We start from the raw sequence: 16,205 nt of genomic DNA on the forward strand, positions 1-16,205 counted from the left end.
AGTCTACCTCTGATTTTGATAGTAATACGCTGCGCACTTTCTCAACTTGCTCTCTATCGGGTGTCGCTTGCAAAAACAGCAAGAGTGTCTCTTTCAAATTGCGGACAACATTAAATAAGATAAACAAGGTAAATCCGATGGATAATATAGGGTCTAGTATAGGCCATGGTTTAAACATCAAAACTATCGATACAATAAAAACGGCCACCCAACCAAGCACATCTTCAAGTAAGTGCCAGTTAAGAACACGTTCATTCAAAGAATCACCATCGCTTAATTTGTAGGCAGCAAACCCATTTACCGCCATTCCGAATATGGACAACAGCAACATGCCTTCAGCGTGTGGCATTTGGGGTTCAGTGAGTCGAGGAATAGCTTCAAATAATATCCACACAGAACCTACCGTGAGCACTAAGCCGTTAATCAACGCACCTAGCAATGAAAAGCGTTTATAGCCATAAGAGAAGGTATTGTTAGCCTCTTTATCGCCGAGTTTATTAAGTATCCATGCGGTGCCAATAGACAAACTATCGCCTAAATCATGTACGGCATCGGCCATGATGGCGGTACTGTTTGTTAGCCAGCCCCCAATAAATTCAATTATAGTGAAGGCAACATTAAGAAAAAACGCCCATCCAATGCGTTTCGATGCATTATCGCCACTTGCGTGATGGCTATGGTCGTGACTGTGCATGTTTAATTCTCGCTATAGTCTCTTTGTTTTTTTCTGATATAGGCATCTGTCTAAACCGATTGACGTTGGCTCCACCGGTATTGCCTGTGGGAATGAGTCCTATCGCCGTTTTAGTGAACGCGTCGATAAGTCTACATAGTTGCCACATGACTTCTTTGTAATTACGCATTGAGAGTCCATGTCGCAACATTTTAAGATGCACAAGCGAATGAAAATATGTCGACTGCTGCCCGATAACATGAGCATCTTCAAGTAAAGCAAAGCTTTTATTGTATTCACGGCGCAACTGCGCCTGTGAAGCTGGGTTTAGCTTGTCTTCAATCATAATACTGTCTTTTGCAAAGCATCATTAATTTGTACCTTGCAACCACATCCACGCATATTGAGCTCTCGTATTGCAATTGAATAGGAAGATTATGAAGTCTATATATTGAATGTAGAGTCAATAGCTTAATGGGGCCTTTGTGAAAATTGATGCGTATTCAAAAAAAACTGGCTGTTCAATACAAACAATTCGATACTATCAACGAGCATCTTGCAGAAGTAAGCGCTCGGATTGAAGAGTTAAACGCATTAAAAGTGACCTTACTGGAAATGTCGAGTACGTGTGATGATGATGGTGATGGTAAAATAAAAGACTGCGGTGTTTTGAAAATCTGACTGAATAAGCTGCTAAATAAACGTAAATATTAAAACAATTTAAAGCAAGCTCAATAAATGGGTCTGCGTCTAGATTTTAGATATTAACACTACTACTAATGAAAGTTATAAATTCGTCTGAGAAATCAGGCTTATTTTTTTGCATGTATATACAAAAGCTGGTGGTAAATTATTCGCTGTGAATTGTATAGAAATTGAACTGAAGATCTTAATTAGCAATTTCCTTGCATTTAAAGAGTACTGAAACTGAATATATTTCCCTTCTGGTTTTAATGCAATTTCAGCAGACTTCAGTATGCGCATTGTTAATTTTTGATCGAAATTTGTCAATGGCAAAGAGGAAATAATGACATCGGCAAATTCTTTACCGTCAGCCTTTAAATATTTTCTCACATTTGCTGCACTGTCATTAATCACTTGAATTCTCTCATCATTTTCGAATTCCTTTTGCAACTTGACATAAAAAGGACTATGTAATTCGAAAATATATAAACTCGCATTTGGATTCATTTCTTCAATTATCCGACGCGTAAAAACACCCGTACCAGGACCAAATTCGACTATAACATCTGAATTTTTAAAGTTTACATTTTTCAACATTTTTTTTGCCAAACATTCAGAACTTGGTCGAATAGCTCCAACGGTTTTGCGTTCTTTAAAAAATTCTTTTAGAAAATTGTTTTTCTTCTTATCCAAGGGGTCTATTTATTTAAAGTAAGTGTGTTAATCTTGCCAATTCCGCTTGCTTTTCCTTTCTTTTTTTGACCAAAGAAGGAAGATTTTTCACTTTTTGAAAGGTTTGTTTCTTTATCTAATTTCCATTCAATTGTAGGCTCGAAAATTGCCAAGTCAGTAATATTATTTTCATTTATACTTGTGTCTGCCTCAAAATTAGCCATTTTTCGTGGTTGAGATGAAATTTTATCGATAAAATCTGATTGGTCCATGCTGTTCTTTTCGATTAGTGAAGCATAAATACTGTGTAAGGTTATACTACCAAATCCAGCATTGTCAAATTCAATATCTTTTTCTTCTATCGTTTTTTGTTGATGATTAGAAACAATGCAATAAATTGTTCCATGTTTATTTCCTTCCCAAAGTGCTAATTTATTTACTTCTGTGTGACAAGAAAGAAGACTTTGTGATTGGTTAAATTTATTGTTCGCAATTGTCGCTAACTTTTCAAATTCCATTGTTGATAGACTTCCATTGCAGTTAATCTGAGCCAGAACAAAATTGAATTGAGCTAACTTTATTTAAAAAAATAGGCCATTTTATACTCAGGTGATGTTATCAGTCCGCTATCCAGCTATTAATTCTTAGCTCACCAAGGTATGCAGTTACTGGTGTCTGCGATACCTTGACAGTGGCTATTGGCTATTTAGTCTATATTCTCTATACGCAGGTGCGCTTCTATGTATTGAAAGAATATCTTCAATAACGGCATAGCCTGTCTCCATACCCCCAGCTCCCGGACCAATTAAGGTAATATCACCTAATAATTCAGTTGAATAAGTAATAGCATTTGTTGCACCGTTAATAAATGCTAATGGATGATCACTAGAGACCATTTCAGGCTTAACTGATGCGATGAATCCGGTGTCCCTTTTTTGAACTGAACCAATTAATTTCCAATATTTATTAGACTTGGTCGCATTGGAAATATCAACATTTGTTATGTGGCTAATGCCTGTTCTATCTATATCATCTAAGGTAAGGGATAAATCCATTAAAAGATTACCAAGAATAACTACTTTTGCTGCAGTATCGTGCCCTTCAACATCACCTGTAGGATCTGCTTCTGCATACCCAAGTTCTTGAGCCTTTTTTAAAGCAACCTCATAATCAGCTCCTGTGGACATCTCTCCTAATATGTAATTTGTTGTTCCATTAAGAATTCCTTGGATTTTTGTAATTCCTGCTGCTAATAACATTCCCTTGCCCAAGTGAATTGAAGGAGTTCCACTCATTACAGTCCCTTCAATGCCTATTTGAACATTTTTGCTAGACGCTAATTTATGTAGTTCAGGAAAATGTAAAGCAACAGGTCCTTTATTCGTCATAGAAACATGCATACCATTATTTAATGCTCGCTTAACGTGGCTTAACGCAGGTTCTCCTGTTTTAAGATCGGTAAAAGCAAGCTCTATTAGAATATCAGCTCCACTATTATCAATCATCTCAATAGCATTCCATCCAGTGATAGGAGCAGATGTACTTTTTAAATCTCCATACTTTTCAATATCAGATAATAGAATCTCAGGATCCAAACCGCTACTATTTGCAATGCTGCCTTTATATAAGTCGCATACCGCAACAATACTCAATTCTATACCAAACTTTTTACTTAACAATTCGTTTTTATCACGAATTATTTTGGCTAATCCTTGCCCGACATTACCGAAACCGATTATTGCCAATTTGTATTTTTTCATTTTATACTTCCTGTTTTCGATACTTTTTTATTTATTAACTGATAGTTTGATGGCCTTATTTTCGTAAATTAAAACAGTACGTTTTTATATCTGTCATTTCTTTAATGGCACTCATAACGCCTTCTCTCCCAACACCCGATCCCTTTACACCTCCAAATGGCATTGCATCTATTCGATAGTCGCTACTGTCATTTATCATTACGCCACCACATTCAATGGCATCTGCAATTTCAAAAGCTAATGCAAGGTTATTAGTAAAAACACCTGCTTGTAAGCCAAAATCTACATTATTAGCTTGCGTTATTGCTTCTGCCTTATCTGAAAATCGATATAAAACGGTGACTGGACCAAATACTTCTTCTTTGGCTATTAAGCAATCATTGCTAACATTTGACAAAACCGTAGGCTGAAAAAAGTTTCCCTCTCTATTGCCTCCAGACAGCAACGTAGCGTTTTTCTCAATAGCATCCTGTACCATTGACTCAACTTTACGAGCGGCATTTTCATTAATCATAGGACCCATTTGTGTATGTTCAGAGAGTTTGTCTCCCATTAAGATACTTTTTGCTCGATTACAAAATTCTTTAGCAAATTGTTCAAATTGTGCATCTTGAATAAAAATTCTTTGAACATGTAAACAGTTTTGACCTGCTGCTGAAAAAGCACCACTGACACATGCCTCCATTGCCATCTCTAAATTTGCATCATTCATGATTATTACAGGGCAATTACTTCCAAGCTCCATCGATATTTTCTTTAGACCTGCGAGGCCTAAAATTCTTTCACCTACTTTTCTCCCTCCCGTAAATGAAATCATATTAACGCGAGGGTCTGAAACAATAATATCGCCTATAGCTGCTCCATATCCTGTAACCAAGTTTAAAACACCATGCGGTAGAGCTGTGTTATTGAATAGTTCTACGAGCATTTTTGCTACAGTAGGTGTCTCATGGTGAGGCATCAATATCACTGAGTTTCCTGCGGCTATAGCTGGTCCTATTTTATGAGCAACTAAGTTTAATGGATCGTTAAAGGGTGTAATTGCAGCAATTACACCCAGAGGGATTCTGCGATAATATCCAAACCTATTCTCAGAACCTTGCGCCTGATCAAACGCAATTGTTTCTCCAGTTAATCTGCGTGCTTCTTCAGCGCTAATTCGAATTGTGTCTATAGACCGAGACACTTCTTTTCTCGCTTCATTAATTGTTTTAATGCCTTCACGTGCAATCATTTGAGCGAACAGTTCTTTCTTATTCTGTAAATTATCAGCAACTTCATTAAGCACTAACATTCGCATATTAGTAGAAAGTTCCTTGGCTTTTTGAGCGCCTATTACCGCTGTTTTAATTATATATTCAACTTCACTCACTGAGTTATTTGCAACCATTGAGACTAAACTACCATCCTGCGGGTCTAATACTTTTATTTTTGCTTGTGCGCTGACTTCATTTTCATTAGTTGGCAGTATTTGACTTTGTGTAGCAGGCATAGAGAAATTCCTCGATTAATTATGTAATAACTTAAAGACATTCTATCTAGACATCGTAATACTCATGTATCATGTTTTTGTGTTTATCAGAGATTATTAATCACTTAATTAAAAACAATGATACTATTATATTATTGAGCTGTGAAAGTAAGTGTAATTATGGAATTAAGTAAACATGACTTGGAAATATTAAGATTATTGCAAATAAATGCAAAAACTAGCGTAGAAAGACTTTCTGAAGAAGCTGGATTATCAGTAGCAAGCATAAAACGTCGCTTAAAACGTTTGAGAGATAATAGAGTCATCTCACAGGAAGTAGCAATAATTTCTCCTAATTGTGTTAATCAATCAATGACCTTTATTATATCTGTACAGTTAAATAGAAATTATAGTGATTGTTTTAATTACTTTAAAATAAAAGTGAAAAACAACATTAATATACAGCAGTGCTATTACATCACCGGCGATGCTGACTTCGTACTCATTGTTACTGCAAAAGATATGGAAAACTTTGAAGAGTTTACCCAATTATTCTTTTTTAGTGACAATGCTGTTCTACATTTTAAAACGTCTGTTGTTATGGGACGGACAAAGGTCAGTTTAGCATTACCTCTCAATTGTGTAGATGTATCATAGCGGCTTTTGTCGAACTAGAGTGCTTACAGGCGACATAAGCCATTAATTTACTGCCGCGAATGATTAGCGCAATTTAGATTATAAAAAACCGAATCATCGCCTAAATATTGTTGTTACGGACTTTATAAAGTAAGGGTTATTTCTTTCGCTCTCTAATTGTTTGGCTAGTGCATATCTAAATTGGCGAAGAACGCCATACTGAATGCTCACGCAGCCCCTAATGAATTCGCTAATGACTTAGCAACCTAAAGCCTATCCTCACATCGTGAGAAGTAAACAAGTAAATTTTCTATTGCATAAAGAAGAAAATATGCTAATGTTAAAAAAAATGTTCATCTATTTTACATTTGTAAGACATGAAAAAAGAGCAGTTAGCAAAACTCAATGAGACCCAAGTGTATATTCAAGCACTCACCAATATTAGCCCTATGTACGGTTTAGTTCTTGGCTCAGGCCTTGGTGAGTTAGCCTGCGCCTTAGACGAATTTTTTACATCGAATACAAAGATATCCCACATTTCCCAGTACCCAGAGCGCCAAGCCATAAAGGGCGTTTATGCTTTGGCTAATTATCAGGTATGTCGTTAGTGTCAATGCAAGGACACGTAAATATCTTCGAAGCTTATACGCCGCAAGACCTTGGGTCTCCTGTTTATATTATGAAACAGTTAGGTATTTAAAATATTGTGCTAACAAACGCCGCAGGATGCTTGAAACGAAGCTTTAATTCATCTTGTGTTAAGAATATATGATTGCCACACAATAAAAATTGTATTTTTGTTCATTTATTACCGCAGATTTGCTATGCCGTGCTATCACTAGTTTGGTTTGCTCAGCTTTATGCTGAGTTTTTTTGCGCTCTCAATTAATATTTGCAGCAGTAGTACAAGCCACAAAACCTTGAACGAATACAAAATAAAAATATTGCGCTACACAACACTCTTTGCAAAAGTCTACACTAAAAAGGTTACTAACCACATGATATTAATGAAAAGAACTACCCTGGCGATCCTAATCAATGCAAGCTTATTTTCTGCAGTAGCAGGCACTTCATTTGCTTCTTTAGCAAAACAACAAGAAGAAACAGACAACAAAAGTAAGCAACTCGAAGTGATTCAAATTACCGCACGTAAACGCGTAGAGAACGCGCAAGAAGTACCTATAGCGGTAACGGCGCTGCAAGGCGATGCGCTAAACGCGTATAACTCAGCAGGAATGGATATTCGCTTCATGAATGCAAAAATTCCCAGCCTAAGCATTGAGTCTTCATTCGGCCGTGCGTTCCCGCGTTTTTATATTCGCGGTTTAGGCAATTCCGATTTCGATTTAAATGCCTCGCAGCCCGTTTCATTAGTAATTGACGATGTGGTGCAAGAAAATGCCATTCTGAAAGGCTTCCCCGTATTTGATGTGGCACGTGTAGAGGTGTTGCGCGGTCCACAGGGCACACTGTTTGGTCGTAATACTCCCGCCGGCCTAGTTAAATTTGATACGGTTAAGCCGAGCCAAGAATTTGAAGGCTATGCGTCGGTATCGTATGGCAGCCGCGGCGCTATTGATATGGAAGGCGCGGTAGGCGGGGCCTTAAGCGATAACATTTCGACTCGTGTGTCGTTGCTATGGCAAGATAAAGACCCTTACATTGACAATCGTGCGCCAGGTTTGGAAGCTAAAGACCAACTAGGCGGTTACACCGAGCAAGCCGCACGTATTCAATTTTTGTATGAGGGCAACGATTTCACCGGTTTATTGAACTACCACACGCGTGACTTAGACGGTACCCCTATTGTATTTCGTGCTAATGCGATTAAAGCCGGCAGCAACGACTTAGTTGATGGCTATGAGCACGATGTTATGTTTCAAGATGGTGCTGCTAGGGCTTCTATTGAAGGACAGTCGCAGGGCGCAAGTCTAAAACTTGAGTGGGAGTTTGAGAGTTACACTGTTACCTCAATCTCTGCTTGGGAAAGTGCCGAAATACTCGCTCATGGGGACGTTGATGGTGGCTATGGTGCGTCTTTTTTACCTGACTTTATGGGCCCAGGTTTTATTCCCTTCTCATCTGAAACTGCCGATGGTATTCCTGATCAAGATCAATTAACCCAAGAGCTACGCTTGTTAAGTAATTTTGATGATGCCTTGAACTATCAAGTGGGCGTATTCTACTTTGATGAAAAGCTTACCATTGAAAACTTTAGCTACGACTCATTATCAAGCCCTGCTGGACAATTAAATGGCTATGCAATTCAGCATCAAGATACCACCGCGTGGGCAGTATTTGGCGCAGTTGACTATACCTTAACCGATGCCTTAAAAGTAACTGCCGGCCTACGTTATTCTGACGATGAAAAGGATTTTTCAGCTGATCGCGAAATAAGTCCATTTGGCGCCCCGCCATTACGAATTCAGCGCAGTGTTAGCGACAATCACGTAAGTTGGGATTTATCGGCCACCTATAAAGTCAATGGAAATGTAAACTGGTATAGCCGTGTTGCGAATAGCTTTCGGGCGCCAAGCTTACAAGGACGCATTGTATTTGGCGATGAAGTCACGGTTGCCGATACCGAAACCGTCACGTCTTTCGAAACGGGTATAAAATCAGACGTACTCAATGGCCAAGGTCGGGTAAACGTGAGTATCTTTTACTACACAATGGACGATCAGCAGTTAACCGCCGTGGGTGGTAACGATAACTCGAACCGCTTACTGAATGCTGATAAAACCATCGGTTATGGTTTTGAGGTAGATTCTGAGTGGGTATTAACTGACGAACTTAACGCTACATTTAATATAAGCTATAACAACACTGAGCTTGATGATAGTAGCTTAGCCGTTGCCGTTTGCGCGCAGTGTACAGTAACTAATCCAACCACTTTGGTAGATGGTCAAACATTTGCTTTGCTCGATGGTAACAGCTTACCTCATGCGCCTGAATGGATCTCTAACGCCACCTTGCGCTACAGCAAAGCGCTAGGCGAAGGTAACTTTTTTGCTTATGGTGATATTTCATACCGCAGTGAAATTAACCTGTTCCTTTATGAATCGATAGAGTTTGAAGGTAAAGCATTGCTTGAGAGCGGCTTACGTGCCGGTTATTTATGGGCTCAAGGCGATAAAGAATATGAAGTATCGGCCTTTGTACGTAACTTATTTGACGAGCAACAAGCCATTGGTGCGGTTGACTTTAATAACAATACCGCGCTTGTTAATGAAGAGCGCTACGTGGGAGCCGAGTTTAAAGTAAGGTTCTTTTAATAAGATGATGTAAAGCTAGTATTGCTTTAGAAAACAAAAACCTCTTTTGCGCAAGCTTTTTCTGTAACAGCTTTTTGGGAACAGTAATGATTGCTTAAGACTTAAAAGATCTTTTGCAGTTGAATTATTTTACCTTCACTAAATGCAGCGTTAGCGAATGATCGGGTATCCTGTGTGTTTAACATGACTGAGGAGCTTTGCAGATAATACGTAACCTGCTGGCCATTTTCAGTGACTTGCTGCCATAGCTGCCATATTTCAGAGGGATTGCTTGCACAACAGAAAAATGGGGTATTTTCAGGCTTATCACATTAGTTTTCATTTATATTGACCACATCGGCAGCCTTATTCTAACTCCAAATAAGGCTGCCAAACTGCTCGCTTAACTATTCTTCTTCATCAACAATATCATCGTTATTACGATCTAACTAAGAAACGTTTTGGATCGTACCGTTTGGCATAAATCTACAGTTTTTTTCTTGCGCCGAGAATTTTCCTATTAAGCGAAGAACATCATATTAAATGCTCACGCAGCTCCTAATTCACTTGCTAAAGACCTAGCAATATGAAGCTTATCCTCACATAGTGAGAAGTAAACAAGTAAATTTTCTATTGCATAAGTAAAAGAATATGCTAGTGTATTTCAAATGTTCATCTATTTTACATTTGTAACGCATGAAAAAAGAGCAATTAGCAAAAATCAATGAGGCCCAAGCGTATATTCAGGCGCGCACCAATATTAAGCCCATGTGCGGTTTAATTCTTGGCTCAGGCCTTGGCGAATTAGCCGACGCTTTAGACGACTTTTTTTACATCGAATATAAAGATATCCCCCATTTCCCAGTATCAAGTGCGCCAAGCCACAAAGGGCGTTTATGCTTTGGCTACTTATCGGGTGTGCCGCTGGTGTTAATGCAAGGACGCGTGCATACCTACGAAGGCTATACGCCGCAAGACGTTGCGTTTCCTGTTTATGTTATGAAACAGTTAGGTATTAAAAATCTTGTGCTAACAAACGCCGCAGGCGGCGTGAACAAAGGCTTTAAAGTCGGAGATATTATGGTCATAAAAGACCATGTTAATATGCCCGGAATGACAGGTCTCGACCCAACAAGGGGCAGTCATAACGCAGACTTTGGCTCTCGATTTACCTCCCTAAATAATTGCTACGATGCAGAGCTAAGACAGCTTATTAAGGCGGTTGCAGTTAAAATAAAAATGCCACTTCACGAGGGCGTATATTCTTACTTAGTGGGTCCGAGCTTTGAAACACCGGCAGAAATACGCTTTTTAAATCTATTGGGCGTAGATGCAACGGGGATGTCGACTGTTCCAGAAGTGATTGCAGCGCGAAATGCGGGGATTAAAGTACTCGCTTTGAGCTCTATTACAAATATGGCTGTGCACAATGTTGAAGACACTCATATTACCAGCGAAGAAGAGGTTTGGGAAAACGTGGTTGCCATTGTTCCTAAGCTTAAAAAACTGATAGAAACATTGTTGGGGAGATTAAGTCATGAAAAAGGATGAGCGCTTAGATTGTGATCTGATTATTTGCGGTTCGCATGTGGTCACAATGAACAACGAAGAGCAGGTGCTTGAAGACGCCGCTGTTGTGGTAAAACAAGGCAAAATCGTAGAAATTGGCACTAAAAACACGATCATCAATAAATATAAACCTAAAGAACTCCTTGACGTAGCTGAATCTATTGTAATGCCTGGACTTATTAATACTCATACTCATGTTGCCATGACCTTGTTTAGAGGACTTGCCGATGACACTGATCTAGGGTCATTTCTGGACAAGGTATGGGCGGCTGAAACCCATTATATTACCCCCGAGAGCGTTGCCGTGGGCGCAAACCTTGGCTTTGCTGAGATGTTATTGGCAGGCGTGACCTGCTGCGCCGATATGTATTGGTTTCCTGAATCCACCGCGCAATGTGCCAAACAGATTGGCATAAGGCTATTTGCAGGTGAAGTATTCGTCGATTTCCTCGGTGCCGATCATATTAGTCAATGGGACACACGTATAGAGCGTGCTGAAAACTTTATAGCAACATATAAGAATGATGATTTAGTAACGCCCATTTTATGTCCTCACGCCACCTATACCGTGAGCGAAGAACATTTAGCGGCACTCGCGGCACTGGCAAAAAAGCATGATGTGGCCGTGCATATTCACGCCAGCGAAGCTGAATTTGAGATGGATACCGTAAAAAAAATCACCGGTAAAACGCCGATTCAAGTATTAGAATCCGCTGGATTGCTAAATGAAAAAACGTGGATAGCCCATGGCGTACACGTTTCAAAAGAAGATCGCGACACGCTTTTAATGCGCAATACAAAAGTTGCCCATTGCCCCGCTTCGAACATGAAATTAGCGTCAGGTACAGCGCCGGTATGCGACTATTTGAACGAGTCGATAACTGTTAGTTTAGGTACCGACGGTCCTTCTTCAAGTAACGATCTAAACCCATGGATGGCAATGCGTTTAGCTAGCCTGTTACAAAAAAACAGCAATAACGACGCGCTTGCTTTGCCTGCTAAAGAAGTCGTTAAAATGGCTACGCGATACGGTGCCAACACACTTTCGGTGTCTGATAAAATTGGCCAGTTAGCTCCAGGAATGCTAGCCGACATTATTGTTGTACAATGCAATAAACCACATGCTCAGCCAATCTACGATGTCTATTCACACCTCGTTTATAGTGCACGACCAGACGATGTACATTCAGTGGTGGTGAACGGCAAAGTAGTGGTTAACAATAGAAGGTTAGTCAATTTAAACCTACATGAAGTTTCGAAAAAAATGCACGAAATTAAAACAGCTATTTATTCAAACATTTCAACACCCGCACAAGGTTAAGCATGAAAAATTATACAAGTATTGAATGGATTGATGCTAACAAGACTCTGCGCCTGCTTGATCAGTCGGTACTACCGGCAAAAGTGGTTTATAACGATTATACAAGTGCTGGCGACATTGCAACTGCCATAAAAAATATGGTGGTAAGAGGTGCTCCCTTAATAGGCGTGACTGCGGCTTATGGCTTAGTTGTTGAATCGTTTAGAGTGAAGGCCGCTGATATAAGCGAGCTTGCTGATCTCATTGAAAAAGCGGATGTCCTGCTGCGGGCCACACGACCTACTGCGGTGAATTTATTTTGGGCATTAGATGAAATGAAACGCCTTGCGCCGGTATCGAAATTTGAGACGCAAACACAGTACAAGGCAGGCTTATTATCGGCGGCGCAGCAGTTGGCCGAGCAAGACATTCAAATAAACAAAAAAATTGCTCAGCACGCGATGCAGCTTATGCCTAAGAATGCAGTGACCTTTATACATCATTGCAATACTGGCTCGCTGGCCACGGTTGACTACGGAACGGCGCTGGGCGTTATCAGAATGGCCCATGAACAAGGCCTAGCAACCACTGTATTTGTTGACGAAACGCGGCCGCGCTTGCAGGGTGCTAAATTAACTTCATGGGAGCTTAAACAGCTTGGCATAAAGCACTATTTAATCGTGGATGGCGCTTCGTCTAGCGTTATGTCAAACAACAAAGTTGACTTATGTATTGTTGGCTGCGACCGCGTTGCCGCAAACGGTGACGTTGCGAACAAGATTGGCACCTGTAACTTAGCCATTGTGGCGAAAGCGCATAAGGTGCCTTTTTTTGTAGCGGCTCCTTTATCGACTATCGATCTGAATACTTTGTGTCGCAGCGATATTGAAATAGAACAAAGAGACGGCGACGAAGTCACCAATATTGATGGCGCTCAAATTGCGCCTGAAGGGGTCTTAGTATACAACCCCGCTTTTGATGTAACGCCGGCTGAATACATTAGCGCCATTATTACTGAAAAAGGCATCGTGTATCCCCCGTTCCAAGAAAATCTACAAAAATTGAAGGAAGCGTAAATATGGCTAAGCAAGAGTTAAACTGGCTAGAGGATGCAAAATCGGTTGCTGCCAAAATTAGGCTGCGCGGGTTTGATTATGTAATGCAAAATAACGGCGGTTACTTAAGCCAAATTTGTTCATCGGCAGAAATATTTGCTTATCTTTACTGCAAGGGCATGAATTTAGGACCGTCAATAGCGCCCATGGTCCCCGACCCATTTGACTGCGTGCCATCGCAAGGCAAACCGTATTATTCAGGCTCTGATTATAACGGCGAAAAACTGCCTCACTTAGACCGATTTATTTTTTCTCCTGCCCACTACGCCTTAGTATTATATGTGGCGCTTATTGAAGCAAAAAGAATGGCACCTGAAGGGCTCAACGACTTCAACAAAGACGGCAGTACGGTCGAGCTTATTAGCGCTGAACATAGTCCCGGCGCCGAAATAACCTCGGGCTCATTAGCGCAAGCCCTGAGTGTTGCTGGCGGCATCGCGATTGGTCGCAGAATAAAACAAGAAACCGGCAACACATGGGTCATGATGTCTGATGGTGAGTTTCAAGAGGGTCAAACGTGGGAGGCGGTGCAAACGCTGGCGCACTACAAGCTTGATTCAATTAAAGTCATTGTAGACGTAAATGGACAACAATGTGATGGCCCCATAGAAAGTGTGATGTCACTTAGATCATTGCAAAACAAGCTTAATGCCTTTGGTGCCCATGCCGAGGAAGTAGACGGACACGACATGGAAGCCTTTGATAGACTCGCCAACATGGATACGCAAGGAAAACCCCTGTTTATTTTGGCTATTACCGATCCAACCCGCGGCGTCAGTCTTTTGAATACAAAGCGCCCCACTCTGCATTATTTACGTTTTTCGTCTGAAAACGAGAAATTTTCTTTTCAACAAGCTTACGACAAGATGCTCAAGGAGCCACAGTAATGAACTTAGTATCTCGACCACATGTGCAAAATTTCATTGATTGGTGTAAAGATAAACCTGAAGTGCTTGTCCTGACTGCAGACTTATCGAATTCGTGTGAAGTTGGCAAATGGAGAGAAACCTACCCAGAGCGATTTTTTCCGATGGGCATGGCTGAACAAAACATGATGGGCATGGCCGCTGGTCTTGCCCGAGAAGGCTTCACGCCTTTCATTCATACCTTTGCGGTATTTATTTATCGCCGTCCTTATGATCAACTTGCTATGTCAATTGCTTATCCAAATTTGAAAGTTAGGATGATGGCGTTTCTGCCGGGTATTGTCACGCCAGGCGGGGTTACGCACCAAGCGATAGAAGACGTTGCGATTATGCGGGCTACCCCAAATATGACAATCTTTGATACGGGGGATGCAACCGAGGTTGAATCCGTATTAGATATAGCGCAAGCCGTTGACGGCCCTGTATACGTGCGTTTGTTACGAGGTGACATGCCAAGACTTTTCCCTAAAGATGAGCCTATGCAGTTTAACAAAGCACGGGTGCTAAGCACCGGCGACGATATTACTGTGTTGACTTCAAGTATCATTACTGAAGAGGCGCTTAGGGCGGTAAACGTACTTAAAAGCAAAGGCGTTTCAGTTAATCATTTACATATATCAACCTTAAAACCGTTTACAGATCCACTCGTTGTGGAAGCAATAAATCGCGCAAAATATGGCGTGATTACCATGGAAAATCACAGCATTGTGGGTGGTTTGGGCTCTGCTGTAGCCGAAGTAATAGCCGATAACGCCATCCATAGACCTTTGCTAAGGCTCGGACTCAAAGATACTTACGCACACGGTGCGTCTAAAAACTTCCTCATGGAAGAATATGAATTAGATGCTATTGCTCTAGTGCGCGGCGTTGAAAAACTTCTCAAGCGCAATTTATCGATTGAAAAGTCAGATTTAGAACAGGCGAGAATAGATGATATGAACGCCAGTTCAAAGGTTGAAGCGCTATGATTAAGCACACTTCAGTAGCCATGTCGGGCCAGCGCTTTGTAGTTATCTATCATATTGTAGGAAGTAAAGACGAGGCGCAACGGCGCGCAGAAGCGGTGTGCATTGAACAAACCATCGAATTTCCCGCGGATTTGATAAGTAACGACGATATTCGCCGACATGTTTTTGGTCAAATAGTCCATTTTGACAGCGTTAGCGAAAACATTTGGGAAGCCAAAATTAGTTACGCTTTGGAAGTTACAGGCCATAGTTTAAACGGCTTTTTAAATGTCATGTTCGGCAATACCAGTTTGCAATCGAATATCAAAATAGTCGAGGTATTGTTGCCCGAAAGCTTCACCAAACTTTTCAAGGGTCCACGCTTTGGTATTGATGGCTTGCGCACGCTATGCGATGAGCCAGAGCAGCCTTTGTTTTGCACTGCCCTAAAACCGATGGGTTTATCTAATCAAGCCCTAGCTGCGCAAGCTTATGAATTTGCAAAGGGCGGGATTCATTTAATCAAAGACGATCACGGCATTTTTAATCAACCTTTTTCGCCGTTTCGAGAAAGAGTAAAGCTTTGCGTTGAGGCGGTTAATCGCGCGAATGCTGAAACCGGTATGAACTGCCGCTATACACCAACCTTAAACTCGCCAGCCAATCAAATCTTCGACGACGCTCGCTGGGCCAAAGAGCAAGGTGTAGGTGGCTTTTTAGTTATGCCGGGTATCAGTGGTTTTGATACCATGCGGTGCATTGCCGATGATGATGACATTAATTTGCCCATTTTAGGGCATCCTTCTATGTTGGGTAGTTGGGTTTCGAGCCCGCAATCGGGCTATTCGCATTATTTTTTATTTGGTCAATTAATGCGCCTAGCAGGCGCCGATACCAGTATTTACCCTAATTTCGGTGGACGCTTTGCATTCAGCGTTGAGCAATGTGAATCGATCGTACAGGGCGCTAGTTGTGATATGGGGCATATTAAGCGAATTATCGCCTCGCCGGGGGGGGGCATGAACTTCAAAAGTGTGCCAAAAATGATTGACGTTTACGGTAAAGACATTATGTTTCTTATTGGCGGCGCCTTACATCAATCGGGACCCGACATCGCATCTAATTGTAAAGAGTTGAAGCGACTTGTTTTACAACAAACTGCGGCTTTATAATCGTTATTAAGCGTTCACTCCTTAAT

Annotated in this window: 16 protein-coding genes; 10 read left to right on the forward strand and 6 right to left on the reverse strand. The window is 40.9% G+C overall.

What is annotated here, in order from left to right:
* Positions 1-694 (reverse strand): cation diffusion facilitator family transporter (locus GPUN_RS01665; RefSeq protein WP_040520007.1); only part of this gene is annotated, 694 nt, incomplete at its 3' end.
* Positions 675-1,019 (reverse strand): DUF3703 domain-containing protein, encoded by a 345-nt coding sequence (locus GPUN_RS01670; protein WP_006002792.1) that lies wholly within the window; start codon positions 1,017-1,019, stop codon positions 675-677. The genes GPUN_RS01665 and GPUN_RS01670, both read right to left, overlap by 20 nt.
* A 149-nt stretch (positions 1,020-1,168) precedes the next feature.
* Here GPUN_RS01670 and GPUN_RS01675 point away from each other — a divergent pair, with 149 nt between their 5' ends.
* Complete coding sequence (locus GPUN_RS01675; protein ID WP_006002794.1) at positions 1,169-1,354, forward strand: MerR family transcriptional regulator; 186 nt, start codon at positions 1,169-1,171, stop codon at positions 1,352-1,354.
* Positions 1,355-1,459: 105 nt separating this feature from the next.
* Here the strand turns inward: GPUN_RS01675 and GPUN_RS01680 are convergent, their stop codons facing one another.
* From GPUN_RS01680 to GPUN_RS01695, 4 genes are all read right to left on the reverse strand, one after another.
* Entirely contained in the window at positions 1,460-2,050 is a 591-nt protein-coding gene (locus GPUN_RS01680; RefSeq protein ID WP_040520008.1) for a class I SAM-dependent methyltransferase, read from the reverse strand.
* A gap of 5 nt (positions 2,051-2,055) precedes the next feature.
* Positions 2,056-2,547 carry an amidohydrolase family protein gene (locus tag GPUN_RS01685; protein ID WP_006002798.1) on the reverse strand — a complete coding sequence of 164 codons (492 nt, stop codon included), beginning with the start codon at positions 2,545-2,547 and terminating at the stop codon, positions 2,056-2,058.
* Between the two features lie 177 nt (positions 2,548-2,724).
* On the reverse strand, positions 2,725-3,789 hold the full coding sequence (locus tag GPUN_RS01690) for a homoserine dehydrogenase (protein ID WP_006002801.1): 1,065 nt from the start codon (positions 3,787-3,789) through the stop codon (positions 2,725-2,727).
* Positions 3,790-3,844: 55 nt separating this feature from the next.
* Positions 3,845-5,281, reverse strand: a complete 1,437-nt coding sequence (locus tag GPUN_RS01695) for an aldehyde dehydrogenase family protein (protein WP_006002803.1) — start codon at positions 5,279-5,281, stop codon at positions 3,845-3,847.
* 159 nt (positions 5,282-5,440) lie between these two features.
* Between GPUN_RS01695 and GPUN_RS01700 the strand changes: the two genes are divergently transcribed.
* The 9 genes from GPUN_RS01700 (at position 5,441) to GPUN_RS01740 (ending at position 16,179) form a co-directional block, all read left to right on the forward strand.
* Positions 5,441-5,917 (forward strand): Lrp/AsnC family transcriptional regulator, encoded by a 477-nt coding sequence (locus tag GPUN_RS01700; RefSeq protein WP_006002806.1) that lies wholly within the window; start codon positions 5,441-5,443, stop codon positions 5,915-5,917.
* A 356-nt stretch (positions 5,918-6,273) separates the two neighbouring features.
* Positions 6,274-6,504 (forward strand): hypothetical protein, encoded by a 231-nt coding sequence (locus GPUN_RS01705; protein ID WP_006002808.1) that lies wholly within the window; start codon positions 6,274-6,276, stop codon positions 6,502-6,504.
* Positions 6,505-6,894: 390 nt separating this feature from the next.
* Positions 6,895-9,171 carry a TonB-dependent receptor gene (locus GPUN_RS01710; RefSeq protein ID WP_040520040.1) on the forward strand — a complete coding sequence of 759 codons (2,277 nt, stop codon included), beginning with the start codon at positions 6,895-6,897 and terminating at the stop codon, positions 9,169-9,171.
* A 675-nt stretch (positions 9,172-9,846) separates the two neighbouring features.
* Entirely contained in the window at positions 9,847-10,701 is an 855-nt protein-coding gene (locus tag GPUN_RS01715; protein WP_006002811.1) for a purine-nucleoside phosphorylase, read from the forward strand.
* Positions 10,688-12,040 carry an amidohydrolase family protein gene (locus GPUN_RS01720; RefSeq protein WP_006002812.1) on the forward strand — a complete coding sequence of 451 codons (1,353 nt, stop codon included), beginning with the start codon at positions 10,688-10,690 and terminating at the stop codon, positions 12,038-12,040. Before GPUN_RS01715 ends, GPUN_RS01720 begins: the two co-directional genes overlap by 14 nt.
* A 2-nt stretch (positions 12,041-12,042) precedes the next feature.
* On the forward strand, positions 12,043-13,095 hold the full coding sequence (gene mtnA, locus GPUN_RS01725) for an S-methyl-5-thioribose-1-phosphate isomerase (protein WP_006002813.1): 1,053 nt from the start codon (positions 12,043-12,045) through the stop codon (positions 13,093-13,095).
* Between the two features lie 2 nt (positions 13,096-13,097).
* Entirely contained in the window at positions 13,098-14,021 is a 924-nt protein-coding gene (locus GPUN_RS01730; RefSeq protein ID WP_006002814.1) for a transketolase, read from the forward strand.
* Entirely contained in the window at positions 14,021-15,028 is a 1,008-nt protein-coding gene (locus tag GPUN_RS01735) for a transketolase family protein (protein WP_006002815.1), read from the forward strand. The genes GPUN_RS01730 and GPUN_RS01735 overlap by 1 nt, the downstream gene beginning before the upstream one ends.
* Positions 15,025-16,179, forward strand: coding sequence for a RuBisCO large subunit C-terminal-like domain-containing protein (locus GPUN_RS01740; protein ID WP_006002816.1), 1,155 nt, complete (start codon positions 15,025-15,027; stop codon positions 16,177-16,179). The genes GPUN_RS01735 and GPUN_RS01740 overlap by 4 nt, the downstream gene beginning before the upstream one ends.
* The last annotated feature ends 26 nt before the right edge of the window (positions 16,180-16,205 follow it).

The sequence above is a fragment of the Glaciecola punicea ACAM 611 genome (assembly GCF_000252165.1).
Lineage (GTDB): Bacteria > Pseudomonadota > Gammaproteobacteria > Enterobacterales > Alteromonadaceae > Glaciecola > Glaciecola punicea.